Here is a 24,169-nt window from a genome sequence, read left to right on the forward strand (position 1 = left end):
AAACCGCAGCAATCGCTCCCGTTGGTCGCTGGGACAGTCAAAACGCTGCGCTTATCTGTCTGCCCTTGTGCGGGGCGTTATGTTTTTAATAGTGGGGAGGCAGGGTGAAAATTAGATACCTCATTCTAAGTGTTTCTATTCTTACAGGGTGCGCTTCGAACACAACGATCAGTCAACGAGATATTTCTACTTGGAATTATGGCGATGCTGACGTAAACGTAATCACTCAAAAGCTAGGTGATAAAGTTTATCGAAGGTCGCAATACCGGAGTAATGAATCTAATTACCTATTCATTCAATATGACCGGTCTAAAGTAGAAGGGCTCCTTAGTTTCCTTTTTAAAGATGGAAAACTAGAGGCCATCGCTAAAGATGATGGCTATGGAAGTCATGGGCTATCTGAATGTATGGTATTTCCTCTGTATGAATCGGATGACCCAAACAAATGTCTTAATGATTTTACGGAGAATCTTGTTAAGGCTAGATTGCCTCTCAGTTTTGATCCTAACTTAGGAAATAAAGATCAGAACAACTTAGAGGCGGTAGGTTACGGCGTTGAACTACTTACGTATTCAGTAATAACTGGTGGGGCACCTATTATTTTAGGTGCAGTTATGATTCCTATTGCTACTATAGGGGAGCACCAAGATTCGAAAACAGATGCAACTATGGGCGTAGTTGAATTGGGGGCCAATTTAACAGAATACCAACATTTGCTTAATGTGTTACCTGAAGAAGCGATATCAAGTAATGGAAAGTTTAAGAGCATCCTAATACCAGGCGGTTTTGTATTTAAGGAGCCTCAATTCTTTATTGGTGCGTTTGATGGGGAAGTGATATGGCTAGATGAAAAGCCAGCTTGGGTCTGTTCCTCAGTTCTCAGTATAAAGGGGTGTACTGTTGGGAAAAATCGTCGTTAAGCCCAGAAACATAACGAGCGCAAGTTGTTCGCCCCTATGGGGTTGGAACCTTCGTTACACGGCGCTTCACTACGGCTCCAAATGCGGACGTTAGTGCACAATAAATCCATGAGTAAATTCATTGTCGACTGCACAAATATAAAATCAGAAGAAGAGTTCTGGGATAAGTACTTATCCTCTGTGGATACTGTTGAAGGTGATCTATTTGGTAGAAACTTAGATGCGCTTTGGGATGCTTTGCACGCTAGAGGTCCGGGTGCTCCAATTGAAGGAACTAAGTTAATATCCGTTAGAAATTCAGGTAGCTTGAAGAGCTTTCGAGATGGGCTGTTTTACGATCATCTTAAGCCAATCTCTTATGTTCTTAGATCGGACCCCAGTAGTTTATTATCATTCAGAGTGTTGTAGTGGTCCCATGCACTAACAAGCCGAGCAATTTGCTCCGGGACAGCTTGCCTGGTACACGTTTTGCGCTGGTCGCTGCGCACCCATTTTCGCGCAAATCGCGCATCAGGTAAGCTGCCCCTGCCAGCGGCGTTATGTATAAATCAAAAAAGAGAGGAAGGAGTTTGCCCAGCGCTATACTTATTAAAGACGACGGTTACACATTGGCCATGTTTCCGCACCAGGGATTTGATACTTCACGTATGTACGTTTTTATCATGCATGAGCTTGGGCGGGCTCACTTCTAGTTAGAACCTTCAGTTGATCTAAGTTTAGAGTTTCCTACGGGTTTAGATGCAAAGTCAATTGAGGAAGCAACTAGACTAATAGATCGTCACTTTAATGAATTAGTAGAAGCATGAAAAACTTAGATTTCCTCACCAAAGTCTACTTAGCAAGGAGCTGCAGGCCGACGGCACAACTTTGTGCACTTTATGCGCGGCTGCTGCGCTCCTATTGTCGCGCATAAAGCACCCAAAATTGTCCGCGGCCAAGCGCGGCGTTAAAAGGCTAACCATGATTACGCAGCAAGTCACAGCAATCGCATTAAGGCTATTTTCAATCTGGCTTTTAATTCAGCTCATCTTGAATTTGCCAAGCCTTGCAATACTGTTCGCCAGCGTTGAGCAATATCAGCAGCAAGAAATACCTATGGGGTCTTATGTTGGCCTCATAGTGGCATTTATCCTGGTCGGGCTCATCGCAGCATTCTTGATCAACAAAGCTGCCAACTCAGTTTTAAAGAGTGCCAAATCCAACTCCGAGGCAACACTGAATAGTGACTCTCAAAAAGTATTGTTTCAGCTAGCAGGTTTATACTTTGTTGTTAATGCTCTAGCTTATCTACCTCGCTCACTGTCATTTATACCAAACACAGTGGAAATATCTTCATCAAGCATTTTATGGCCAGCTGGTTTGGTGTTCCAGTTAACGATTGGCTTATGGCTTGTTAGCGCGTCTACCTTCTGGCTCAATCTATTTAATAAGCTGCGAGGCCGTACATAATGCCTTTTAACAGGGTGTTCAACTACACTCCGGCCGCGAGCAGCCTTCGCCGGACGCATAAAAGCGTGCTTCGCACTGTGCGCCGGTTAACTTAGCGTTAATTGCCAAAGAGACTATGAAGCACGAACTCTGGATGGAAGGTGAAGACGAGCAAACGTTTTGTTTGGCTGGACCGCATGGTGATGATGCTAGAAATCTTCTTCGTCCAGGTGCAAAACTAGTATGGGTGTGCGAAGCTTCATCTCACTTCGAAGCGATGACTAAGTATTACGAGTACATGGGGTGGGGTGAATATACCACGGACTACCCAGAACAAGATAAAAAATTGTATGCAGAGCTTGGTTGGAAATAATGGCATTTGACAAGGCCGTCAACGTTCAGCCCAACTGCGTTGGGGTCGGACCTTCGCCGCTATGCAGCTTTGGCCCGTTACGGCGGCGTTGTGCAAAAAACGTAGGATATGGATAAAAAACTTGAGCGATCAAACGCAGACAAAGTCCTAAGGCGTTTTACTAAGGAAATCAAAAAATTTGGGTTTAGCCGTATAAAGCCTAAATTCTTTGTGCGTGAATCTGGGCTAATTGTAGAGTTTTTACATATTCACAAATATACGTTTGGCCCTTGTTTTCGTATGCACATTTGTATTCGTGTGCTTAATGAGTCATTAGACTACATTGCATTGGCAGGGCCCACTGAGCGTGAGTTATCTGAAGATGCTCGCTTTGACTATGGTGGAGAAATTGATTCTGTTGAACATTGTGCAAAAGTTATGTCAGACTTTGTGGTTCACTATGCAGAGCCATGGTTCTTGAAGTGGAGTGATAGAACACTACTGCTAGAACATAATTCACCTCTCTACGATGATCAAAAGATTGCTCTTGAAGCTGCGCTTAAAGGCGAATCAATCAGCCAAAATGTAGAGATGTCAAAATCTCTACTAAAATTGCATAGCTAGGTAAGGGATCGGGTGCTCCACGCCGCAGTTTGCAGTGTTATGGCCTTTAAGAAATGAGAATTCATCCAGGAGTTGGAGTAGGGGTAGTCGAGTATGGGATAACTGAAAAAGAGTTAATCTCAATCATTGGCGATCCGGATAAAATCGATGAAGAAGAGTATGTGCAGGGAAGTGGCGATTGGCATAGGGTGTTGTGGTATTGGTCAAGGAATATACATTTCACATTTGATAAAGACGATGATTACCGTTTGGGTACAATTACAGTCGTGGGTTCCGACTACCCTCTTATGGAAAAGGAATTATTTAACCTTCCTCAAGAAACAGTTAGGCACTTTGTAGCGATAGTCACTGGAGAAATTCCCAAGCGAGAAGACTGGATGTGGAGCGAAGAAGGAACTCACACGTGTCTTGAACATAATGGACTTGGTATTTTGTTCTGGTTTGATAATGGCAACCTTTCAGAGATGCAATGCAGTTACCTTTTTGAGCCAGATAATGAAACAGTAATTTGGCCTCAAGGCCATAAAAAGAAGGCAAAGTGGCGCATGAACACACACTTGCTTTTAGCTTTATATTTAAGGAGTGCTAATGAAATCTTTGATTTTTTTGCCAATTATTCTTGTTATTGCAGGTTGCGTAATGGGGGCGCCCAAGCTGACTCAAGCTCAAGCAGCAAGAATAGATCAAATCGAGGTTTTTAAGGAAGGTCAAGCTCCCAATATGGAATATACCACCATAGATGATATCAGTGCTGCTGATTGTTCTGGTGCTCCTTATGGAGGTCGAGTTTGGGGTGACGCAGAAAAGGCAATTGAAGCACTAAAGGCCAAAGCCGCGTCGTTAGATGCTGATGCAATAATAAACACAAGTTGCTCTGCTGCTCCATTCGTTAATAATTGCTGGGCGGCAAAGCTTTGTTCAGGGAAAGCAGTGAAGTGGTCAAAAACATAACAGAGCGCGCAATTGGGACAATTTAAAGAACAGCTTTGCCATAAAATTGGCCTTCACACTGCTCTATGCGGTCTCTGAGAAGTAAGGCTAAATTATAATGTCTAATGAAAAAAATATTACTAATAACATTCTAAGGATTTACTTAATAAACTCTTTGATTGTTGGCTTAGCCATAATAATTGTACTGTTGGTGGCTGGTTACAGTGATTGGCCATTTTGGCCGTCGGTGCTGCTAGGTGGTTTGACTCAAGGTATATTCAGGATCGTAAAAAAGGCTTATATGAGCTCTGTGAAATATCCAGAGCGAGAAGATAAAGTTTACTTGGATGATGATGGCTCGGCGTTCGATTGGTTGACGTTTAATGTATTCGCAATAATTTTTGCGTTTGCCTCGATTGTGGCCGCGTTTTGGTATGGTATCGGCGCAATTGTAGGATGGTTGTTTCCGTTAGTCTGAAAAAATTGTTGCCGCATATCAAGCAGCTTCAGGTGACGCCGACAGCGCACCTGAACTAATGGTTAGGCACAAGTAATTTATCTGAGATCTACGAAATATGGAAGTTGACAAAAGTGACGCTAGGAAAAGAGCTAATGAAATCAAACCTTACCGCTGCAAACATCTTATCGCTGTCCTCGAATATCCAATGGATATGAAGAACATCGGAACAGTCATTAGAAACGTCAATGCGCTAGGGGTCGAAAAAACATACATTGTTGATCCACGCAATTCACTACCTGATGATTGGCAGGAAATGAGAGAAAGGAAATCACTTTCAAAGCCGTCTGTCTCTGCGATCAAATGGAGCTTTGTAAAGCGCTTTAATAGTACTGAAGAATGTCTGGCTCATTTGGAGAAGAACCGATTTACCTCAATCGTCACTTCACCTCATGTAAAAGGAAAGGACAACTTCATATTGCACGAGGCTGATTATAGACAGCCAAAATTGGCTGTATGGTTTGGTAATGAATCTAGAGGTATAAGTGATCTTGCAGTTGAAAATAGTGAATTCTGCGTATCCATTCCAATGTTTGGAATGATAGAAAGCCTGAATCTCGGAACAACTTCTGGAATTGTTTTGTATGAAGTTACTAAACAACGCCGGGAGTATCAGGAAAAGTACAAGCGGGCCAACCGCGGCGCGTAAAAAAGCAATGTGGCGGACGTTTTGCTTTGAACGTTTTTTATATAATCACGGTATTCCTATTTTCGTGCAAAAAGCACACAAGGTAAGCCGCATTTGATTGCGGAGTTTAACAATACGTAACTTATGAAATTAGTGCTTTATTCGAGCGAAGTTTTAATAGGCTACGGGCCAACATTGATTCTTTGGCTTATGGGTGTTGGTATAGGGCTTCCTTATAGCATTGCTGTCATGGTAGAAGGAGAGCCAGTTGGATTTTTGGTGTTTTCATCAATTCTACTTGGGGGTATTGGAGTATGGGGCATTATCCAATTACTTAGGAAGCTTATATGGAGAGAAATTAATCATCCTATCCAGAATTACCGAATACATCTTTTAATCGGCTGTATTTCTCTCATTTTAGCTAGCATCGGTTTTATGGGTGTAAATAACCTAATTTCAATCTACTTGGTCATTCCAATATTGGTCACCTGGCACCTTTACTACGTTTGCAAACAAAATAGTTAACAATTAAATGAATCCTACATCAAAACTACTGCTGCGCTTTAGTTTTGTTGCAGGTGATTTAAGAGCCAGGTTCATGGTATGAAAGAAACTTAGATTATCAGTGATGAAGTCGTTACTGGGGGATCAGCCGCAGTGTTTTTATATCAGATCGGTGTTCGAGGGCGATTATAGTTTTTATCTGTCACAACCCTATATCAAATAGATCTGCTTTTAGGAAAATTCTGAATTGTCTTCCCAGTCTGTTATTTTGGACTGGATTTAATAGGGGGACTATGGTTCTCCTTTAAAATTAATCTCATCAAAGTCGATTGCCGACCTTCGTTCTCTATGGTTATACAATAGGGCCACTGCATCGGCGCGAGCATAGTGGCCTGCGGGATCGGCGGCGGTTTTGGCGGCGAGTATTTGGTCTAGGTCAATTTCAACAATCAATAGGCCCTCTTGGTTGTGGGGGAGGTGATTTTTGAATTCTGATCCGTCAGGGGCGAAGATTCGGCTGTAGCCGCCCCCCATTTCTAAATAACTTTCCTGCTGTTCGTTCTTAACCAGCTGGTTGAAAATAGTTTTATCGATTATTGAGCAGGCAGATAAGACAAAGCATTGCCCCTCTAGCGCATAGATTTGGTAGACGCGCATACTGACTTCTGGGCTAAATGCTTTGAATAGCTTTGCATAAAGACCGTAAGTGGGGGCTGCGGCACAGTGTATTTCCTCATTCTGGCTGTACAGCGCAAACTTCATGAGAGGCTGCAGGTGCTCCCAGCAGCAGAGGGCACCCAGACGTCCATATTCGGTTCCTGCAACAATCAGATCACTGCCATCTCCCTCGCCAAATACACTGCGCTCTACATGGGTGGGCTTTAACTTGCGACGACGCCAGAGAACCTCTCCTTCAGGCCCATAGTGCCACTGGGCAATATAAAGGCTGCCACCAACTCGTTCTGATAAGCCCATAATCACATGGATACTATTGCGGCATGCGGCTTTGCGTAGAGCTTGGTCGAATTTATCATCAGCGGTTAGGGAGTTCTTTAGGTAGCTAATGGCGTACTGCATATTCTCCGCTGGTGGATTTAACCAGATCCACCAGGGATATCCTGGTAGCCATAGCTCCGGGAAATTTATAATCTTTGCACCGGCTTGTCCCGCCTCATCAATAAAGGCGATCGCTTTTTCAACTCCTGCTTGCAAATCCAGTAAGCAGGGCGCAGCTTGAACTACAGCCACCTTTAACTTTGTGTTAGTAGATTTATTGTCCGGCATAATGAAATGTTGTTTCTTGCTAAATAACACTGATCAACCCATAGCCCCTCTCAAAGGTCCAGATTAAGGCAACGGCACAGCACATAGTGGCAATTGAATAGCGTAGTTGAGTCTCCCATGCTTGCTGTCGGCGCCTGGCCAAGTAAAGAAGAGGCCAGATTGCCAAAATTATTAAAATCTGACCCGCTTCCACGCCAAGATTAAATGCCAACAGACTCTGCCAAATATTAGGTGAGTTGATACTGAGTATGTCGTGCAAAACAAAAGAAAATCCCAGTCCATGCAGTAAGCCCAGTATACAGGCAGTGAAAAAAATTGTTCGCTCGCTGGATGTTGTAGTGATGGATGGTTTCCTTAAGGAAAGCCAGGCTGCATAAATAATAGAAATAGCGATCCCGGTTTCAATTAATGGGATAAACCAGGCAGCGGTGGGAATAAAACCAAAGAATCCCGCTGACAGGGTAATACTATGGCCGATGGTAAAGCCAGTGACACGCCATAGTAGTAGGGGTAGGGTTAGTGCACTTAAGCTAAGGCAGAGTACAAAAAGCACATGATCTAATCCTTCAATAATATGCATTATGCCCTGCCGGAGGAAGGTCTTTACAGAATCCACACTGGAATGGCTAGTGAGAGCAGACTTATGTATTACTGCCCTAGAGCGAAAAACCTGAGTTTTTCCTGGGTTGTAGTTGAGGATTAAGTTTGCGGTGTTTTCCTGATTGAGTAGACCCGGGTTCAGTGAGCTGAACAGCTGATTCTCTATCAGGTTGTTGGGAATATAGGGTTCGGGATTGGTGATTTTACTTGATAAGGGATCAATAATACGCTGGGCTTTACTCCCTAGTGAATAAATAAGAGGTAGCCTTATATAGAAATTCTCTTGGTTGGAAGTATGCTCAATATGTAAGACTCTTATATTGGAAGAGAGTGTAAAGTAGGCTTTGCTGTTTGGGGAGAACGCAATTAGAGTTACTATGGATAGGAATGCTAAAGCTATAGCAATGGAATGGTGGGCTTTGCTCATCATGTTTTACCCTTTTCAACCTGTGTGGGTTGTTGCGGCTTCTTTGCTCGCACACTGAAATGATATGGGGTAGTTTAAAAGGTCATCATTTTTAATGATTGTTATGTATTCACGGTGATACTCCCAAACTTCATTCTTAATTTCTTCTTGACCTATTCTTCTTGGGTTAAGTTTGCTTGATAATTGATACTCTGAAACTGGGGATATTAAGTCGTACTTTATTTTAATATCTATCAGCGAATCATTAACATGAACCGGGCCACCGGTATTGTAGGGGAAATAATCTTTAATGAATGAATCCTTAGCTTCCTCTAAGGATTTAAATTTTGGTTCATATCCAATTCGGTATAGTCGTACTGCTTGAACTCGTCCTTCAAGTTGTTTGTTTTCAGAATAAATATTGGTTGTTTTTTCTGCAAGGTTGCCAAGCCCGGTAGGGCTTTCTGCAAACTGATGAAGGTCTACATAGTACTTTAATTCACCTTTTTCTATGGTCTTATTTATATAAGGGAATTGTTTATAGGTTGTCTTGGACGTTTTTTCCTTATGGAGTTCTACTTTATTGGTAAGTAGATATGAAAGAGGTAATCTTACATAGAGGTTTATCTCTTCGGGTGTGTGTTCAATAATAATGATCCGCTTGTCAAGGCTTGAGGTAAAATGGGCTTTTGAATCTAGAGTTGTGGCGATTAAAAAAATTAAACCTGATAAGGCCCAACTGATAATTCTATTAAATGGATTGCTCATGCATAATTGCCTGTAATGTCTCAAGGTAAGGTTATCGTATAGAAAGCGGTGTAAAGGCCGATATCTTCCAATAATTGTCAGATTGAGTGATTTCAATACTCGCACGGGTTTCTCTCGGTAATCGCTCCATCTGTCCCCAGCTGTAGTCTTCGATGTATGAGTGCCACTTGCCGACAATTCTGAAGGTCTTATTTCCGTTTACGACAGTTTGATCAGCATGTTCGATCTCCAGGTCGCGTATAGATCTTATTGATCCCTTATTGCCACTACTGGTTAATGGTTGATAGATTTGCGAAAGGTTTTTTACTGTGTAGTTAAACCTTTCTCGGCTTACCAGGTTGGCAAGTTGAATTTTTAATTCCTCGCTCTGTGGCTCTTCATAAGCGGCGGAAAGTCTCACGAGCAATGTTTCAGTAATTTCCTTTAGTTCTTTTTTGTTAATGGTTCCGGGTAAGGGAATGCGCAACTCACTTGGAAGGGCATAATAGATAGGTACTGCGCAGATAATCACGATGCTGTAAAAGAGTATTGGATGCTTGTTTTTAGTTTCCACTTTTTTGCTGCGCAATGTAAGAATAAAAAATACCCCAAAACAGAAGGAGAAAAGCACCGCCATGGGAATGGCGGCTATAGTACTCTCAACGGGTACAGGGTCGCTGTTGGGCGCGCGATAATCGTATAAATAGTTGCGCCATTGGATGTCGGGGAAATCCGGCATAACATGGGTGGGGAAGGGGCCTGCTGGGTCTTGGATTAATGTGGGAACGGAGTTGATAGATTCGGTAAAGAGCTTCCAATCTATGGTGACACTCTGCGGTAACTCTTTAATAGGATATTTTTCCCGGTAACCAATTAACAGGGAGCCCATCTCAATGGGCTCGTGCTCTTTTATGGTGGTGAAGCCCGTATTATTGGCTTTAAGAAATACCGTTTCAGTGCTTATGGGCTCAACTAGAGCCTGGTCGATGGTGGTGGGGTTTTTTCTCCGTAGAAATTTCTCTGCAGTCTCTTGTAGCTGTTTTCTGCGCTTGATTGTGAGCGGTTGCCAGGCGTTAAAGGATTGGTCAGTCCATTGCAATAAGTCTCTCGGGCGCAGTAGGATCTCGTGGCGAATCTGGCGAGGCTCTACATAGAGAAAGGACCTGAGGGGGTGGCGGTTATGTCGATTGATATTTTGGTTTTCGAATTGAGTGTTCCAAGGGTCTTTCCAGTCGATTTTTAGAGGTTCAGCCTGAGACAAATAGTGGAAACTACTCACTGGTGTGTGGCCATGCTGGCTAGTAAACCCGATTGTGACTGAGGCTGTGCCATCTGTATCTAATGGAGGGCGGATTTCCAGATTGGTCAACCCCTTTATGGGAAATTCCAAATTGGCTAAGATGATGGTTTTATCGGAGGGGAAATCCGGCATACGTACCCCGGTCCTGGGGTCTGTTTTTCCGGCAAAAGGGGAGTTTCTCGGCTTTCTCTCTGCAATTCTGATAGATGTTGTTGTGGGTTCAATTTTTCCGTCCGGGGAATAAACTTCAATGGCAAACTCTTTTTGTGTTTGAGCAAGCCGAGCGATTTCATAGATACTTTTGGTTGAAGGCAAGCCTGGCCAGAATGTACCGGCATCAGCTGCGGAGATTTCAAGGCTAATGTGTAGGTGATTATTCAATATCTCTATTTCTGCGATATTTGGTGCAGTTTCCGCTCCAGTAAGACTAATAAAGTCTGCACGAGTAAGTGGTGATACAAAGATTGATATAAAGATCGATATAAAGATCGATATAAGCAGCGATGTAAGGATCGAAATTGTAGTGATGAGTTTTCCCATTTGACTTTTCTATTTTTTTGGTTTTAAGTTTTTGCTAAGAAGTCCTGAGTTAATAGAGGTCAGGCAGCTGAACGCTGGTCAGTTAACTTGGCGCTTTTACGTCGGTGCCGAAAACTTTATTTACCTTTTGATAAATTTGATTAATAAAATTGTGACAAACCACTGGATCGGTCTCAGTGAAGGAGATGGAGCCCACCTTGCCCTCCAGGCTGGCTGGCAGTTTTTGTGTAATGGGAGCTAAATAGAAGCTAGGCGGCAGACATCCTTATTAATCACTCCATTCTGGAGGCCATGTCCTATTTAGTGACACGCCATAACAAATCATCGTCGGTCAATCCTATTTGTGTAACCCCAGCTGTCTTTGGTAATTAACGGCTCTTTAGCAGCAGCTTAGTAGAAGGGATAGTTGGCGCAGGGATATGGGAATATTGTGACGTTAAAAACATTCTTGTCGATGAAACAGGGCTATAACTAGCGTTAGTTGATCAGGATTAGATGGTTGGGCAGGTCATCCTTTATGGCACTACTTGGGGCGGCCTCTTTTAGTAAGTCTCCACATTGTGCAATACAGAGTAACAGTGCTTCTCCAGCCTTACCGCGCTTAAGTTCCCGCACAAATTGCTCGATGATGGTCTGCCAATCGTCATTGGAGACATGTTGAGCAAGGCCGCGGTCTGCGAGTATTTCTACATAGTGCTCCGCCTCACAGACAAAAACCAACAAACCCAAGCGATCTTTGGTGCTGTGCAGTTCCTGTTCCAGAAATTGGCGGCGGGCCAGGTTTGAGGCTCGCCAGAATTTGATCTTCTTAGGCACTAAGCGCATGGTGATTGGCCGCCAGCGAAAGAACACTGCCAGAACGATAAACAGAACCCACTGAAGCAGGAAGGCCTGTTGAAAGCTGAGCCACCAGGGCAGGAATTGAAATAGTGGCGAGAGCAATAGCGTTATGAAAGCGGCCCATAGAGTGGAAATATATAAATACTTATCGGCCTCCCGCGCGACAATTGCCACCAGTTCCGCGTCGGTGTGGGTCTCCACTTCCTTGATGGCCTCGGCCACCTGGCGTTGATAACTGCTACTTAGCATTACCATCCTCCCGAAGCACCTCCTCCGCCAAATCCACCGCCCCCTCCGCTGAAGCCGCCTCCGGTACCGCCGCCGGAAAAACCGCCACCTGAGTGTCCGGCGCCGAAGCCGCCACTACCATAGTAGCCACCAAAGCGACCGCGCTTGTAATTTCGGCCTTGAACCGGGGAACTGAGGACAGAGCTGCCGAATAGATGGAGCATTACCAGTAATAGAAATAGACCAACCACAATGGTTAGGCGCCGGTCTTTTTTAGTTTCCACTGGCTCAGCCACATACTCGTTCTTGGTGGCGGCAATGATGGAGTTCACCCCGGCGTTAACCCCTTTGGCTAAATCGCCTTTTTGGAATTCTGGTAACACCTTCGTTTGGATAATATTGGCAGATAGCGCATCGGTAAGCGCGCCCTCCAGACCGTAGCCCACTTCAATGCGGACTTTGCGCTCCTTGGGCGCTATCAAGAAGAGAATCCCGTTATTTTTCTTCTTGTGTCCCAGCTTCCACTCTCTCGCCAATTGATTGGCGTATTCCTCTATGGTGATACCTTGAAGCTCCGGCAGGGTGGCCACTACCAGTTGATTGCTGCTCTCAGATTCATATTGCTGAATCAATTCTGTCAGTTTGTACCTTTCTTCGGCGGTCAGCAGTTCGGCTCTGTCCACCACTCGCCCAGATAGGGGGGGGAACTGCACCTCGGCCCAGAGCACCATGGCCAGCAGTGGTGTGATGAGTGTCAATAAGGTGAGAGAGGGGCGTGTCATAAGGGATTTCCGACTGCCTATTGGAAGTTGACTTCCGGAGCCTTCTCGGCTCCCTCACTGGTAGCCTGGAAGGTTTCCCTAAGCGGCATATCCCGGTAGAGGAGCGCATGCCAGATACGGCCGGGAAAAGTGCGAATCTCACGGTTGTAGCGCTGCACTGCCTGGATATAATCCCGGCGCGCCACGCTGATGCGATTTTCGGTGCCTTCGAGCTGAGATTGCAGGCTGAGGAAGTTCTGGTTGGCTTTGAGGTCGGGGTAGCGCTCCACCACTAGCATCAGCCGCGATAGGGCGCTGGAGAGCTGTGTTTGTGCAGCCTCGAACTGTTGTAGCTTGGCCGGATCGTTGAGTAGCTCACCGTCCAGCTGCAGGGAATTAACCTTGGCGCGCGCTTCGGTAACGGCCTGGAGGGTCTCGCGTTCATGGCCGGCGTAGGCTTGAACGGTTTTAACCAAGTTGGGCACCAGGTCTGCGCGGCGTTGGTATTGGTTTTCCACCTGGGCCCAGGCAGCTTTCACCTGCTCGTCATAGGTGGGGATATTGTTGATGCCGCAGCCACTGATAAAGCTTGCCAGCAGACACAGCAGGGTGCAGCGCCAGATTGGCAGGCTGCCACCGGTCGCAGAGGTCATACGGAATATCCTTAATCTTCCGTGAACCAACCAAGAATAGTCCGCCTTAGTTGCAGTGCTAAAGGTGGCGTAGAGATGGAGCCGAAATGGCACTAAAAGCAACAATTTTCAAAGCCAAGGTGCAAATAGCCGATATGGACCGCGATTACTACGCGGAACACCAGCTGACCTTGGCGCGTCACCCTTCGGAAACGGATGAGCGCATGATGGTGCGCTTATTGGCGTTTGCGCACAATGCGTCCGATGCACTGGAGTTTACCCGAGGTCTCTCCTCTGATGAGGAAGCGGATTTATGGCAGAAGAACCTCAGTGGAGAGATCGATCTTTGGATAGAGGTGGGTCTTCCCGCCGAGGAGCGTTTGCGTAAAGCCAGCAACCGCGCCGGACAGGTTTTGGTATACAGTTACGGGCGGCGTGCCGCGCCGATCTGGTGGCAAAAGCTGGAAAGTCAGCTTGAGCGCTTTGAAAACCTCAGGGTTTACCATCTCGCCGCTGATACCACCGAGCAACTAGCGCAGATGGCCGAGCGCAATATGGATTTCAGTATCACCATTCAAGATGGCCATATTTGGCTGGCCGATAACAATCACAATACGGAGATTACTCCGCAAATCTGGAAATAGGAGCAGAGAAATTAATGCCTTCTTTTGACATTGTATCTGAAGTGGATAAGCACCAGCTGACCAACGCTGTAGATCAGGTAAACCGCACTGTCATCAATCGCTTTGACTTTAAAGGGGTGGATGCAGAAGTGGAGATGAGTGATTTCTCCCTGGTGGTGCGCGCTGAAGCCGATATGCAGGTAGACCAAATGGTGGATATGCTGCGCGGTGCTTTGATCAAGTGTGATATCGATCCATTAGCGATGGATGTGGGTGAAAAAGAGCAGTCTGGCAAGCAGGTCAAAGTGGGCATCACCCTGAAAAATGGCCTCGACAAAGAACTGTCAAAAAAAATCGTTAAGCTAATCAAGGATGAAAAACTCAAGGTGCAAGCGGCTATTCAGGGCGAGCAAGTGCGGGTTACCGGCAAAAAGCGCGATGATCTGCAGCAGGTGATTGCCCTTTTGCGTGGTAAAGAGCTTGAGCAGCCGCTGCAATTTAACAACTTCCGCGATTAATTGGTTCTTCAGTGATTAAACGTTTTCTCTTCAGTATTACTCTTGTGTTGCTCTCGCCTCTGGTGGCAGCAGTGGAAATTACCCCCGCAAAGCTGCAGGCCAGCTATTGGGTGGATAACAGCGAAGGGCTGGACATTTCGGGCTTAAGCTTTTGTGCCGGTAAGTTGCTGGCGGTTTCCGACAAGAATTCTGGGGAGATTTACGCTTTGGCACTGGATGGCGATCGCGCCGAGCTGCGCTCCCATCTACTTCTCGCCGATCTGGGTATCCCCAGCAAGGATCAGACGGGGAGTTTATGGGTCGCCCTTACTGAGTTCTTCCGGCCTGCTGGTGAGCTGGACTTCGAGGGTATCAGCTGTGCCGATGACACCATTCACCTGGTGAGCGAGCATTATAACCGTATCGCCAATGTGGATGCTCAGGGTAGGGCGAATTGGCAGGAGCATATCTGGTCACCCAAAGCCAGGGAGCAGGGCTATTTGCAAAAGCCCAACGCTTCCAGCGAGGGATTGGTCAAGGCCGGTGATACCTTTTGGGTGGCAATGGAGCGCGATCCCCGAGGTTTACTGCGGCTCAACGCTAATGGTGAGGTCAGAACATTTACTTTGCCGCCGGTTTCTGGTCTGGATTTTTATGGGCGTTCAGAAGATCTGACCGGTCTCGATTATTATGACGGGGCCCTGTTCACCCTGGAGCGCAATGCCCACGCAGTATGTCGCAGGGAGCCTTCAAGCTTAAAAGCCCAGTGGTGTGTAGATTATCGCGAGTTAGAGGAGTCTCCCGAGCGGATTTATGAAGAAACCCGTTACGGCAAGGGAGAAGGCTTAGCTGTCAATTCCCAGGGCATTTTCGTTGTATTGGATAATAATAATGTCGGCCGTGCTCAGGCGCCGGAGGACAAGCGCGCCTTATTGCTGCATCTAGCCTTCCCTGAGAGTAATCATTAGAGCGTACAAGCACTATCTTTATGACTTCAAAGAAAAGTGCAATTCTGGGCTAAGTGAGCACAAAGACTGTAGTTAGTGCTCGCGCCTGTGAAAACTGCCGCAAAATGCAATCATTGCCTCTTACCCTAGCCTTTTAATAGGAGTGACTGTGATTAAGCGCCTCCTCCTCTACGTGTTTTTTGTATTGGTGCCACCCCTGGGGATGGCTACAGAAATTATTCCCGCCAACAAACTCAATCATTACTGGGTAAGCGCTAGTGCCGGGCTGAGTATCTCTGGTTTAACTTTTTGTGATGGAAAACTTTTTACGATTTCCGATAAAAAATCAGAAGAGATTTATGAAATTATCGTGGAGGGCAGGCGCGCTGAGTTAGAGCCTTACTTGACCCTCTATGGGCTTGGTGCTCCGAAAAAAGATAGGCCCACAAACTTTTGGCACTTTTTACTGGATCTTACCCGACCAGCTGCGGCAATGGACTTTGAGGCAATCAGCTGCGTAGATAATAAATTTTATTTGCTGAGTGAGCGCTATAACCGTATTGCAGAAATAAATATGCAGGGCGAGGGCCATTGGCTGGAAAATATGTGGTCGTCAACAGCAAAAGCTCAAGGTTATTTAAAGGGATATAACCTTTCAGGTGTGGGCTTGCAGAAGATCGGCGATGACTTCTGGATTGGGCTAGAGAGCGACCCCCGCGGCCTGGTAAAGATCGGTCCCAAAGAGAGCGTGCAGATTTTCAAGTTGCCGCCAGTCGCAGGGTTGAATTTTCGAGGGCAATCAGAAAACTTAGCGGCTCTCTATTACTATGATGGCGCCCTGTTTACCCTAGAGCCAAATGCTTATGCGGTGTGCCGAAGGGAGTTGCCAAGCTTGAAAGCACAGTGGTGCCTGGATTATTGGGAGCAGGAAAACTCCTCTGAGCTCAGGTATGAAGTGTCCCGTACTGGTGGCAAAGGGGATGGGTTGGCGGTGAATGAACAGGGTATTTTTATCGTGTTTGACAACGATAATATTAGCCGCATCCATGACCCTCAGGATCGAAGGGGGCTTTTGTTACAACTGGCTTTTCCCGAGGGGGCGCAGTAGGTGGTGGTTGAGAAGTTGCCTGTTCTGTTAGAAGAAATTCGCGCTTGTCGCCTCTGTGAGGATCACCTGCCTTTAGGTCCCAATCCGGTGCTGCGAGCAGCGGCATCTGCGCGCCTATTGATCGTAGGGCAGGCGCCGGGGACCAAGGTGCACGCCACCAGTATTCCCTGGAATGACCCCTCCGGCGATCGCCTGCGTGAATGGTTGTCGATTGATAGAGATACCTTCTACGACGAATCCCAGATTGCCATTATCCCCATGGGCTTCTGCTATCCGGGGCGCGGTAAGGGGGGCGATCTGCCACCGCGCCCTGAGTGCGCCGCAACCTGGCACAAGCGCCTGCTGCAACAGTTGCCTCACTTGCAACTCAGACTATTGGTGGGACAATACGCCCAGCGCCACTACCTGCCGCACTGGTATGGCAGCATTACTGAGAATGTTCGCCACTACCGCGATGCTCTGCCAGCGGGGTATTTCCCTTTGCCGCACCCCAGCCCACGCAATACTTTATGGTTGAGGCGCAGGCCCTGGTTTGAGGAAGAGGTAGTGCCCGAGTTGCAAAAATACGTAAAAAAGATTTTGAAGGTTAGATAATGCCGGTTCCGGACAAAATTAAGATCCACCCCTCCTGGTATGATGTATTGGGTGAAGAGTTTAAGAAGCCCTACATGGCCGAGTTGCGCCAGTTTTTGTGGGGAGAAAAAGAGGCTGGCAAGCGTATCTATCCACCAGGTGGGCAGATCTTTAACGCCTTTAACTCCACTCCATTTGATCAGGTGAAAGTAGTGATTCTGGGGCAGGACCCCTATCATGGTGTAGGTCAGGCACACGGCTTGTGTTTTTCTGTTATGCCCGGCGTGCGTATCCCACCATCACTACAGAATATTTACAAAGAATTGCACTCAGATATGGGGATACCCCCAGCGCACCACGGTTGTCTGCAACCCTGGGCAGAGCAAGGAGTACTGTTACTCAATGCCACCCTCACGGTAGAGGACAGCAAGGCTGGCGCCCACCAGGGCCGTGGTTGGGAGCAGTTTACCGATGCCGCGATCCATAAGCTGGCGGAGGAGCGCGAAGGTCTGGTGTTTGTACTCTGGGGTAGTTACGCGCAGAAGAAAGGCGGTTTTATCGATCGCAATAAGCATCTGGTACTACGCGCCCCTCATCCATCCCCCCTCTCAGCCCACCGTGGTTTTTTTGGCACTAAACCTTTCTCTCAAGCGAATCAATGGCTACAAGAGCGCGGTGAGAAGCCCATTGAATGGGCCCTGCCTGAGGCAAATCAGTTAAAAAGAGTTGCTGTAGAAGTCTAATAGCAAACATCCCTTCGATAAATATCACCTCTCAAAATACCAACCCAGCTTACGATCTTTAAGGGTAAGCTGGGTATATTTAGTCAATTAATCTAAGCGATATTTACAAGTGGTTGAGGCTATTTCTACTAAAGCCTTCGCACTGGTTTATTTAAGTGCCTGAGAGCCTCTCTCGCACAGATGGGTGTTTTCTGCTTTTTTATAACCTGTCTATAATGATTTCAGATTAAACTCTGCAGTTTTTTGATTAGAGTGTATGAGGAGGTTATTCTCTCTTGCAAGGCTAGCGCTGCGTAAAAAATTCTACGACACCTAGCAACTTAAGTGGGGGCTGCCAGTGCTGCTATTGTTGACCGATTTAGCTGATTCTATTGTGGATATTCTTGCGGCTCCATTTGTGGAGGCCTTTCTTACTGCAACTTTTATTGGATCTGGAGCAGTTTTAAAGAAAAAGATTGATGCAAAAACTTTTAGAAACTTGTGGGCTAATTTTTTTGGTGAATCTGGCTCTGAAATTCATGTGGTGCTTCCTCTAATAAAACAAAAAAGACTTTTTTCCGAAATTGCCAAGACACAAAGCCGGATTCCGGAGAATGTGTTGTTTATGCCCTATTGTGAATCTCAGGGGGTTCAGCTTCTAAAAGATGCTATTGAAAAGGCATATCCAAAGAGGAAGGTAATTTGTCACGATTCCCGCAACTTTGTTGGTGATCATAAGAGTTTTATTTGTGTTGGTGGGCCAGCTATAAATGTTGTGAGTCGAGACTTGTTGCTTACTAGACAAATAGATGCAAAATTCAAAATGGATTTTTTGGGCCGTTTTGCTGTTGATGGGGTTGATGATAGTGTTTATCGGTCAAGTATATTAGGTGAGTCAATTACTGAAGATTACGGATTTATTTTTTTTACAGAAAACCCTTATCATAAAGGAAGCTCTATATGCTTGGTCTTTGGTATTTGGTCCCATGGAACTAACTCGGCAGTACAGGCTTTGTGCCAGAAGGGGGAGCCGTTGAAAGAATTGGTCAGATATCTTAAAGACAATAAGTCCCTATTTGCTGTCACCAAATCTACGGTTAGGGGGATGGTGACAGGCTTTCCATCCGTCGAGAAAATGAGAAAAATAGAGAATTGTTGCCAGGTGCCAGCCGATTCTGCTTAAATTTCTTGCAGTAGGGTGATTAAGCAGGGGGAGTTCGCTTTAGTTTAATGGTTTTCTGACCCTTTGCCTATCTTACATTAGTGATGCTTGTCAGATTGTGCACTTCCTTTGGGAACGTGTTTTTACTCCCATTATTCTGAAATGATAAATGCGTTAGTTATGTGGATTTATTGGATCTTAATGTGTATTCATTGAAAAATCATTACCTAACCCTTTCTTGATGTCGTTGATTAATAGGTACTCGGTCTTTACCTCGTTTGCTGCAGGGTCATAGAGAATAATGGCGGGGTAACGTGGGAACGATTTTCCATTTAGCGGCGCCTTCTTGATCGAATATGATGTAACTGGCTGTCCTCCTTTTTTTCAACAGACTTCCAGAGCGGTCGCATCAATAGTCTGGCAAATGCGAACCCTACAAAAAACAGGTTGCAAATATAAGCCATAAAGTAGGGACCAAATTCTCTCTCAAAGAATATTCCTGCGGCATTTAGGGTGCTTATTATGACCACGGAGCAGGCTATGCCAAAGAGCCCATAGTAGGTGAGCCGCATTATGGTAGAGACAAATTTAAAATGCCTTTTCTTCCAGAGATATACGATAAATCCTGTGGTTGCTATTCCCATCAAGGCACTGCTGATGGACCATACATACCCCGGCTTGATATGAAAATTTAGTAGAGCAAGCGAGAACGCCGAGAGTAGAGCGCTAAATAGGCTGATATAGACGATCATAGCAAGGGACACGACATGCCCCCGGGTGATGGTTTCTACCTTACGGGACTGAAACGTCGCCACCATCGCTGCAAATCCTGCCAAAATGATTGCGACTTCTATTATGTGAAGCAGCTGATCAATTTGTCCCGACAGTTTATCCATCTTTAGCTGTCGTCCTGAGCAGTGATGATAAGTTGGAGGGAATTACCCGTGAATAAAGGATAGTTTATGCTTTTTTCGACTTACTGTTTCTGTTGAAGGTTTATATAGGGGTGGGGTTTCTTGACGTCTCAATCTACTTGTCTGTTTTCTTTAGTGGAAATTACAATTTATCTCTTGCCTGTGTATTTCCTAAGTGGGCCTCTCAGTTCATTTTCTCTCACCACCTCCCACATTGGGCGCATGAGCAGTCTGGAAAAGGCATACCCAACAATAAATAAATTCAAAACGAAAGATAAAAAGTAGGGGCCGTACTCCTTATTGAAGCCAATTCCGAGGGCATTTAGCAGGTTGACAAGAACCATGGTTCCAGCAAGGCCAAAAAGCAGGAAGTAGGTGATTTTGGCGGCTTTAGATACCGTCTTTAGTCGTTTTTTTATCCAGAGATAAATGATAGAAAAGGTTGTGGCTGCGCTCATTGCGAAGCTGCTTAGGGACCATAGATTCTGATCACTAATGCCAAAGTTGGATAATATGAGAGTGAAAGCGGCGAGGAGCGCATTGACCAGGCTGATATAAATAATCATTGCAAGGGAGACAATTCTTCCCTTGGTGATCTTTCGCGTCTTCTTCGGCTGGAGTGTGCCTACGATTGCGGCAAAACCGGCCAATACGATGCAGGATTCCAGGGCGATAATAAGCTGATCAATCTCTTTCAATAGCCCCTTCCCCTGCTGCCACGAAAGTGGAAATTAGCATAAATCAGTGTAGTGGCCCTAGCTGCTGCTGTAGTAGATCAGCTAATAAAATTATTGATGTTTCTTTCCTAGACCAGTAGTGGATTGTTTGTATGGTTTTAAATATAAAAAGGCGACTCGGAAAGTCGCCTTTTTAATTTGTGCGGATTGGGTACTAATTTTAGGCTAAAGGGTCGGCGTCGGCATCGTAAGGCAGCTCCTGAATCTCCAGGGAGCGTCCATCTTTTAGTTTTAGAGGTTCGCCGGCGGCAACTTTGGCGATGGTCAGTACAGCGAGTAACTCTATACCCTCTTCGCTATGACAAGCTTCAACCAGGTTGCCGATGCTTTGTTGTCCGTCAGCAAAAATCTCCAGTCCGCTGGCGGGAAGATCACCGCCCTCACACTTTGCTCGGTACAGGCGGCGCTTGGCGGCACCGCGGAACTGCATACGGGCGACCACTTCCTGGCCGGTATAACAACCTTTTTTAAAACTAACGCCGCCGAGCAGGTGCAGGTTGGTCATCTGCGGGATAAACATCTCAGAAGTGGCAGCATCAATTTGGGGGATGCCGGCCTCTATTTGTCCCTTTTGCCACTGGTCGTAGCCGGTCGCCTCGCTGTGTGGGGAAAGCATCTGCCAGAGTTGTTGTGTCTTACTGGCAGGGCAGAGTAATGCCAATTGGAGCTCATTGGTCGATTGGGCGATACAGCGTTCACCGTCAAAATTAAAAGTGACACTTTGACCGGGGGAGGGGGCTTCGAAGCCGAGCAGTTGTGCTGTCTGTTCCGCGACACCCTGCCCTTGCAGGCCGAGCCAGTGGAATTCCTCGCTGATATCGCGAAGCTCCACCTTAAAAAATACGGCGTACTTCGCCAGTGCCTGCTGGGCTATCGGGGCCAGGTTGCGGGGCAGGCGGAGTATAAATTCGCTTTGGGAGAGTTTTAGGGCGCTAAAGGCGCTGATCATGCGCCCTTTGGGGTTGCAGTGGGCGCCCAAGGTGCTGTGTCCATCGGGTAGATTCACAAGGTCGCAGGTGAGTTGGCCTTGTAGGAACTTCTGGCTATCGGGGCCGATTACTGAAACGGCGCCTACTGGGCCGAGATCGATCAGATGTAACCCCTGGCGATTATCATTGCTGGTAAGAGGGAAGTGGGCCCTGCCGCCTTCCCAAATGGCGCCTTCGCTGCTGAGAAAATCCTGCCACTGTTGCTGGTCCATAGTGTTGCCACCTCCGGTTGTCTTGGTGGCATTAATTGGGGATTGCCGCGCCCCTTTTCAAGTTTGCTCAGCTAGCAGGTATACTGCGCGCTTTAACCTGGTTGGAAATGAAGTATGGATCGCAACCGCCTGTTTTGGGCCAGCCGCCGCGGCATGTTGGAGCTGGATCTGGTGCTGCTGCCGTTTCTGGATAATATCTACGAGACTCTGGAGCCTGAGGATCAGCAGCGCTATGTGCGACTGATGGATGAGCAGGACCAGGACCTGTTTGCCTGGTTCATGCGCCGTGAAGATCCGGCCGACCCGGATTTGCTGCGTATAGTGCAGATCATTCGTGACAACACCGGTTTGCAGCAGTAATTCTCCGCCTCAATATTACGAGCGCAGCGCGCGCTTAAGCTGCGTTGTTGCGCGATCGCCTCTCCTTCATCTTTTTTTGCTGCTTGCTACAGGGCAGGCGGTATTGCTGCTGTGGTTGTGTGACCTCCCTCTCTGGCTTTTCTGGCCCTCTCTGTTGCTTGTCTGCGTCTATGCCTTTTTAGAGAAACGCCGTCTGGGGCGAATGGTTGGGGTTATATCGACCCGGGAGCGCCGCTGGTTTTGGCGGGGTGAGAGTGATGAGGAGCGTGAATTTGAGTTTTGCGGTGAGTTGGTACTGTGGCAGTGGCTGCTGGTAATCCGCGGACGCGATCAGGCCGGCACATCCCTGCGCCTTGTGCTGGCGCGGGATGCGCTTAATGGGGACGACTGGCGCCGATTGCAGGTGGCACTGCGGTATTCACGTTAGGGCAGATTCCAGCCCGTCCTAACCGCGCTGCTTAAATAAACTGCCGTTGATTGGCGTAGTTTTCCGGCACCAATACCGTATCCATAGCCAGTTCCCTCAGACCTGGATAATCGAGTGAGTAGTGCAGCCCGCGACTCTCGCGGCGGTCCAGAGCCGAGCGGATAATCAATTCGGAAACCAAGGCCAGGTTGCGCAGCTCCACCAGGTCGTTGGTGATGCGGTAGTTGGCGTAAAACTCCAGGATCTCCCTCTGCAGCAGCTTCACCCTGTGCTGGGCGCGCAACAGGCGCTTGCGGGTGCGCACAATTCCCACGTAGTCCCACATAAAGCGGCGCAACTCATCCCAGTTGTGGGAGATCACCACGTCTTCATCGGAATCCGTCACCCTCGAGGCATCCCACTCCGGCGCCTTGCGCGGAGCTTGAACAGAGTCCAGGTGTTCATCGATATGCAGGGCGGCCGAGCGGGCGTATACCAAACATTCCAGTAATGAGTTACTGGCCAGGCGGTTGGCACCGTGCAGGCCGGTAAAAGTGGTTTCGCCGATAGCGTAAAGCTGATCGAGGTCGGTGCGCCCGTGCTGGTCCACCATGATGCCGCCGCAGGTGTAGTGAGCGGCGGGCACCACCGGAATGGGCTCTTTGGTCATATCTATGCCGTACTTCAGGCAGTTGCTGTATACGGTGGGGAAGTGCTCGCGCACAAAGGCGGGATCTTTGTGGGAGATATCCAGGTAGAGGCAGTCGGCACCGAGGCGTTTCATTTCGTGGTCAATGGCGCGGGCGACGATATCCCTGGGGGCCAGCTCGCCGCGCTTGTCGAAACGCTCCATAAAGCGGCTGCCATCGGGCAACTTCAGTTGCGCGCCCTCACCGCGCAGAGCCTCGGTAATCAGGAAGGCCTTGGCCTTGGGATGGTAGAGGCAGGTGGGGTGGAATTGGTTGAACTCCATATTGGCCACCCGGCAGCCGGCGCGCCAAGCCATGGCAATGCCGTCGCCGCTGGCGCCATCTGGGTTGCTGGTATAGAGGTATGCCTTACTTGCGCCGCCGGTGGCGAGAATTACCGCTTTGGCCTGCAGCAGCTCCACATCTTCTGTGGCTTTATTCAGCACATAGGCTCCGGCACAGCGAAAGCGGCCTTTTTGTGGGTCAGGCTGGCGGATCAGGTCTATAGCTACATGATGCTCAAAGCAATCGATGTTCGGGCTGTTGAGAACTTTTACCAGTAGAGAGCTGTGTACTGCTCGACCGGTGGCATCGGCGCTGTGAATAATGCGGCGATGGCTGTGGCCTCCCTCTTTGGTCAGGTGGTAGTCCTCGCCTTCGCGGGTGAAGTCCACGCCCTGGTCGATCAACCAGCGAATGGCCGCGGTGCTCTCTTCCACGGTGAAGCGCACAGACGATGGGTGGCAGAGTCCGGCACCCGCGTCTAATGTGTCTGCAATATGTGACTCCACCGAATCCATCTCGTCCAACACTGCGGCGATGCCCCCCTGGGCGAACCAGGTGGAGCCGTCCTGCAGGCGCTGCTTGGAGAGCAGAGCTACTCGGTACTTGGCCGAGAGATGCAGGGCCAGGGTGAGGCCGGCGGCGCCGCTGCCGATGACAAGAACGTCGTAGTTTACCTGGGCATTCATAGATTTCATTTATCTTTT

General features: G+C 47.4%; 29 protein-coding genes. 18 read left to right on the forward strand and 11 right to left on the reverse strand.

Features of this window, described 5'->3' with window-relative positions:
* Nucleotides 1–104 precede the first annotated feature (104 nt).
* The 9 genes from ACJJID_RS03945 (at nt 105) to ACJJID_RS03985 (ending at nt 5,420) form a co-directional block, all read left to right on the forward strand.
* Complete coding sequence (locus ACJJID_RS03945; protein WP_444921574.1) at nt 105–920, forward strand: hypothetical protein; 816 nt, start codon at nt 105–107, stop codon at nt 918–920.
* 108 nt (nt 921–1,028) lie between these two features.
* Nucleotides 1,029–1,328, forward strand: coding sequence for a barstar family protein (locus ACJJID_RS03950; RefSeq protein WP_444921575.1), 300 nt, complete (start codon nt 1,029–1,031; stop codon nt 1,326–1,328).
* Between the two features lie 552 nt (nt 1,329–1,880).
* Nucleotides 1,881–2,369, forward strand: a complete 489-nt coding sequence (locus ACJJID_RS03955) for a hypothetical protein (RefSeq protein ID WP_444921576.1) — start codon at nt 1,881–1,883, stop codon at nt 2,367–2,369.
* A 115-nt stretch (nt 2,370–2,484) separates the two neighbouring features.
* Nucleotides 2,485–2,721, forward strand: coding sequence for a hypothetical protein (locus ACJJID_RS03960; RefSeq protein WP_444921577.1), 237 nt, complete (start codon nt 2,485–2,487; stop codon nt 2,719–2,721).
* Nucleotides 2,722–2,829: 108 nt separating this feature from the next.
* Complete coding sequence (locus ACJJID_RS03965; RefSeq protein WP_444921578.1) at nt 2,830–3,324, forward strand: hypothetical protein; 495 nt, start codon at nt 2,830–2,832, stop codon at nt 3,322–3,324.
* 53 nt (nt 3,325–3,377) lie between these two features.
* On the forward strand, nt 3,378–4,025 hold the full coding sequence (locus tag ACJJID_RS03970) for a hypothetical protein (RefSeq protein WP_444921579.1): 648 nt from the start codon (nt 3,378–3,380) through the stop codon (nt 4,023–4,025).
* Between the two features lie 19 nt (nt 4,026–4,044).
* Nucleotides 4,045–4,275 (forward strand): hypothetical protein, encoded by a 231-nt coding sequence (locus ACJJID_RS03975; protein WP_444921580.1) that lies wholly within the window; start codon nt 4,045–4,047, stop codon nt 4,273–4,275.
* Between the two features lie 97 nt (nt 4,276–4,372).
* Nucleotides 4,373–4,732: a hypothetical protein gene (locus tag ACJJID_RS03980; protein WP_444921581.1), complete on the forward strand. Its 360-nt coding sequence runs from the start codon at nt 4,373–4,375 to the stop codon at nt 4,730–4,732.
* Between the two features lie 97 nt (nt 4,733–4,829).
* Nucleotides 4,830–5,420 (forward strand): TrmH family RNA methyltransferase, encoded by a 591-nt coding sequence (locus ACJJID_RS03985; protein WP_444921582.1) that lies wholly within the window; start codon nt 4,830–4,832, stop codon nt 5,418–5,420.
* 774 nt (nt 5,421–6,194) lie between these two features.
* Here the strand turns inward: ACJJID_RS03985 and ACJJID_RS03990 are convergent.
* From ACJJID_RS03990 to ACJJID_RS04020, 7 genes are all read right to left on the reverse strand, one after another.
* Nucleotides 6,195–7,151: a carbon-nitrogen hydrolase family protein gene (locus ACJJID_RS03990; protein WP_444921583.1), complete on the reverse strand. Its 957-nt coding sequence runs from the start codon at nt 7,149–7,151 to the stop codon at nt 6,195–6,197.
* A 55-nt stretch (nt 7,152–7,206) separates the two neighbouring features.
* Nucleotides 7,207–8,217 (reverse strand): HupE/UreJ family protein, encoded by a 1,011-nt coding sequence (locus tag ACJJID_RS03995; RefSeq protein ID WP_444921584.1) that lies wholly within the window; start codon nt 8,215–8,217, stop codon nt 7,207–7,209.
* 12 nt (nt 8,218–8,229) lie between these two features.
* Nucleotides 8,230–8,961 (reverse strand): hypothetical protein, encoded by a 732-nt coding sequence (locus ACJJID_RS04000; RefSeq protein ID WP_444921585.1) that lies wholly within the window; start codon nt 8,959–8,961, stop codon nt 8,230–8,232.
* A 31-nt stretch (nt 8,962–8,992) separates the two neighbouring features.
* Entirely contained in the window at nt 8,993–10,621 is a 1,629-nt protein-coding gene (locus ACJJID_RS04005) for a hypothetical protein (protein ID WP_444921586.1), read from the reverse strand.
* A 636-nt stretch (nt 10,622–11,257) separates the two neighbouring features.
* Nucleotides 11,258–11,869, reverse strand: a complete 612-nt coding sequence (locus ACJJID_RS04010) for a TPM domain-containing protein (protein ID WP_444921587.1) — start codon at nt 11,867–11,869, stop codon at nt 11,258–11,260.
* A complete protein-coding gene (locus ACJJID_RS04015; RefSeq protein WP_444921588.1) occupies nt 11,869–12,630 on the reverse strand; it encodes a TPM domain-containing protein in 762 nt (253 codons plus the stop codon). The genes ACJJID_RS04010 and ACJJID_RS04015 overlap by 1 nt, the downstream gene beginning before the upstream one ends.
* A 17-nt stretch (nt 12,631–12,647) precedes the next feature.
* A complete protein-coding gene (locus tag ACJJID_RS04020; protein ID WP_444921589.1) occupies nt 12,648–13,262 on the reverse strand; it encodes a LemA family protein in 615 nt (204 codons plus the stop codon).
* Nucleotides 13,263–13,348: 86 nt separating this feature from the next.
* On the opposite strand from ACJJID_RS04020, the gene ACJJID_RS04025 reads away from it, so the two are divergent.
* The 7 genes from ACJJID_RS04025 (at nt 13,349) to ACJJID_RS04055 (ending at nt 18,894) form a co-directional block, all read left to right on the forward strand.
* A complete protein-coding gene (locus ACJJID_RS04025) occupies nt 13,349–13,885 on the forward strand; it encodes a YaeQ family protein (protein WP_152452568.1) in 537 nt (178 codons plus the stop codon).
* A gap of 14 nt (nt 13,886–13,899) precedes the next feature.
* On the forward strand, nt 13,900–14,382 hold the full coding sequence (locus tag ACJJID_RS04030) for a YajQ family cyclic di-GMP-binding protein (protein WP_152452570.1): 483 nt from the start codon (nt 13,900–13,902) through the stop codon (nt 14,380–14,382).
* Nucleotides 14,383–14,393: 11 nt separating this feature from the next.
* Nucleotides 14,394–15,329 (forward strand): esterase-like activity of phytase family protein, encoded by a 936-nt coding sequence (locus tag ACJJID_RS04035; RefSeq protein ID WP_444921590.1) that lies wholly within the window; start codon nt 14,394–14,396, stop codon nt 15,327–15,329.
* A 148-nt stretch (nt 15,330–15,477) separates the two neighbouring features.
* Nucleotides 15,478–16,416 carry a hypothetical protein gene (locus tag ACJJID_RS04040; protein WP_444921591.1) on the forward strand — a complete coding sequence of 313 codons (939 nt, stop codon included), beginning with the start codon at nt 15,478–15,480 and terminating at the stop codon, nt 16,414–16,416.
* A complete protein-coding gene (locus ACJJID_RS04045; protein WP_444921592.1) occupies nt 16,417–17,010 on the forward strand; it encodes a uracil-DNA glycosylase family protein in 594 nt (197 codons plus the stop codon).
* Nucleotides 17,010–17,732: a uracil-DNA glycosylase gene (ung, locus tag ACJJID_RS04050; RefSeq protein ID WP_444921593.1), complete on the forward strand. Its 723-nt coding sequence runs from the start codon at nt 17,010–17,012 to the stop codon at nt 17,730–17,732. The genes ACJJID_RS04045 and ung overlap by 1 nt, the downstream gene beginning before the upstream one ends.
* Before the next feature lie 337 nt (nt 17,733–18,069).
* The gene (locus ACJJID_RS04055; protein WP_444921594.1) at nt 18,070–18,894 is read left to right on the forward strand and encodes a hypothetical protein; all 825 of its coding nucleotides are present in this window, start codon (nt 18,070–18,072) and stop codon (nt 18,892–18,894) included.
* Between the two features lie 311 nt (nt 18,895–19,205).
* On the opposite strand, the gene ACJJID_RS04060 is transcribed toward ACJJID_RS04055, so the two are convergent.
* From ACJJID_RS04060 to ygfZ, 3 genes are all read right to left on the reverse strand, one after another.
* Entirely contained in the window at nt 19,206–19,769 is a 564-nt protein-coding gene (locus ACJJID_RS04060; RefSeq protein ID WP_444921595.1) for a hypothetical protein, read from the reverse strand.
* Nucleotides 19,770–19,936: 167 nt separating this feature from the next.
* Nucleotides 19,937–20,485 carry a hypothetical protein gene (locus ACJJID_RS04065; RefSeq protein ID WP_444921596.1) on the reverse strand — a complete coding sequence of 183 codons (549 nt, stop codon included), beginning with the start codon at nt 20,483–20,485 and terminating at the stop codon, nt 19,937–19,939.
* Nucleotides 20,486–20,684: 199 nt separating this feature from the next.
* Nucleotides 20,685–21,725 (reverse strand): CAF17-like 4Fe-4S cluster assembly/insertion protein YgfZ, encoded by a 1,041-nt coding sequence (gene ygfZ / locus ACJJID_RS04070; protein WP_444921597.1) that lies wholly within the window; start codon nt 21,723–21,725, stop codon nt 20,685–20,687.
* A gap of 114 nt (nt 21,726–21,839) precedes the next feature.
* Between ygfZ and ACJJID_RS04075 the strand changes: the two genes are divergently transcribed.
* Together ACJJID_RS04075 and ACJJID_RS04080 are read left to right on the forward strand one after the other, a co-directional pair.
* Entirely contained in the window at nt 21,840–22,085 is a 246-nt protein-coding gene (locus ACJJID_RS04075; RefSeq protein ID WP_152452590.1) for an FAD assembly factor SdhE, read from the forward strand.
* Nucleotides 22,060–22,512 carry a protein YgfX gene (locus tag ACJJID_RS04080; protein ID WP_444921598.1) on the forward strand — a complete coding sequence of 151 codons (453 nt, stop codon included), beginning with the start codon at nt 22,060–22,062 and terminating at the stop codon, nt 22,510–22,512. Before ACJJID_RS04075 ends, ACJJID_RS04080 begins: the two co-directional genes overlap by 26 nt.
* A gap of 31 nt (nt 22,513–22,543) precedes the next feature.
* Here the strand turns inward: ACJJID_RS04080 and nadB are convergent, their stop codons facing one another.
* A complete protein-coding gene (gene nadB, locus ACJJID_RS04085) occupies nt 22,544–24,160 on the reverse strand; it encodes an L-aspartate oxidase (protein ID WP_444921599.1) in 1,617 nt (538 codons plus the stop codon).
* Nucleotides 24,161–24,169 lie beyond the last annotated feature (9 nt).

The sequence above is a fragment of the Microbulbifer sp. CnH-101-G genome, assembly GCF_052466775.1.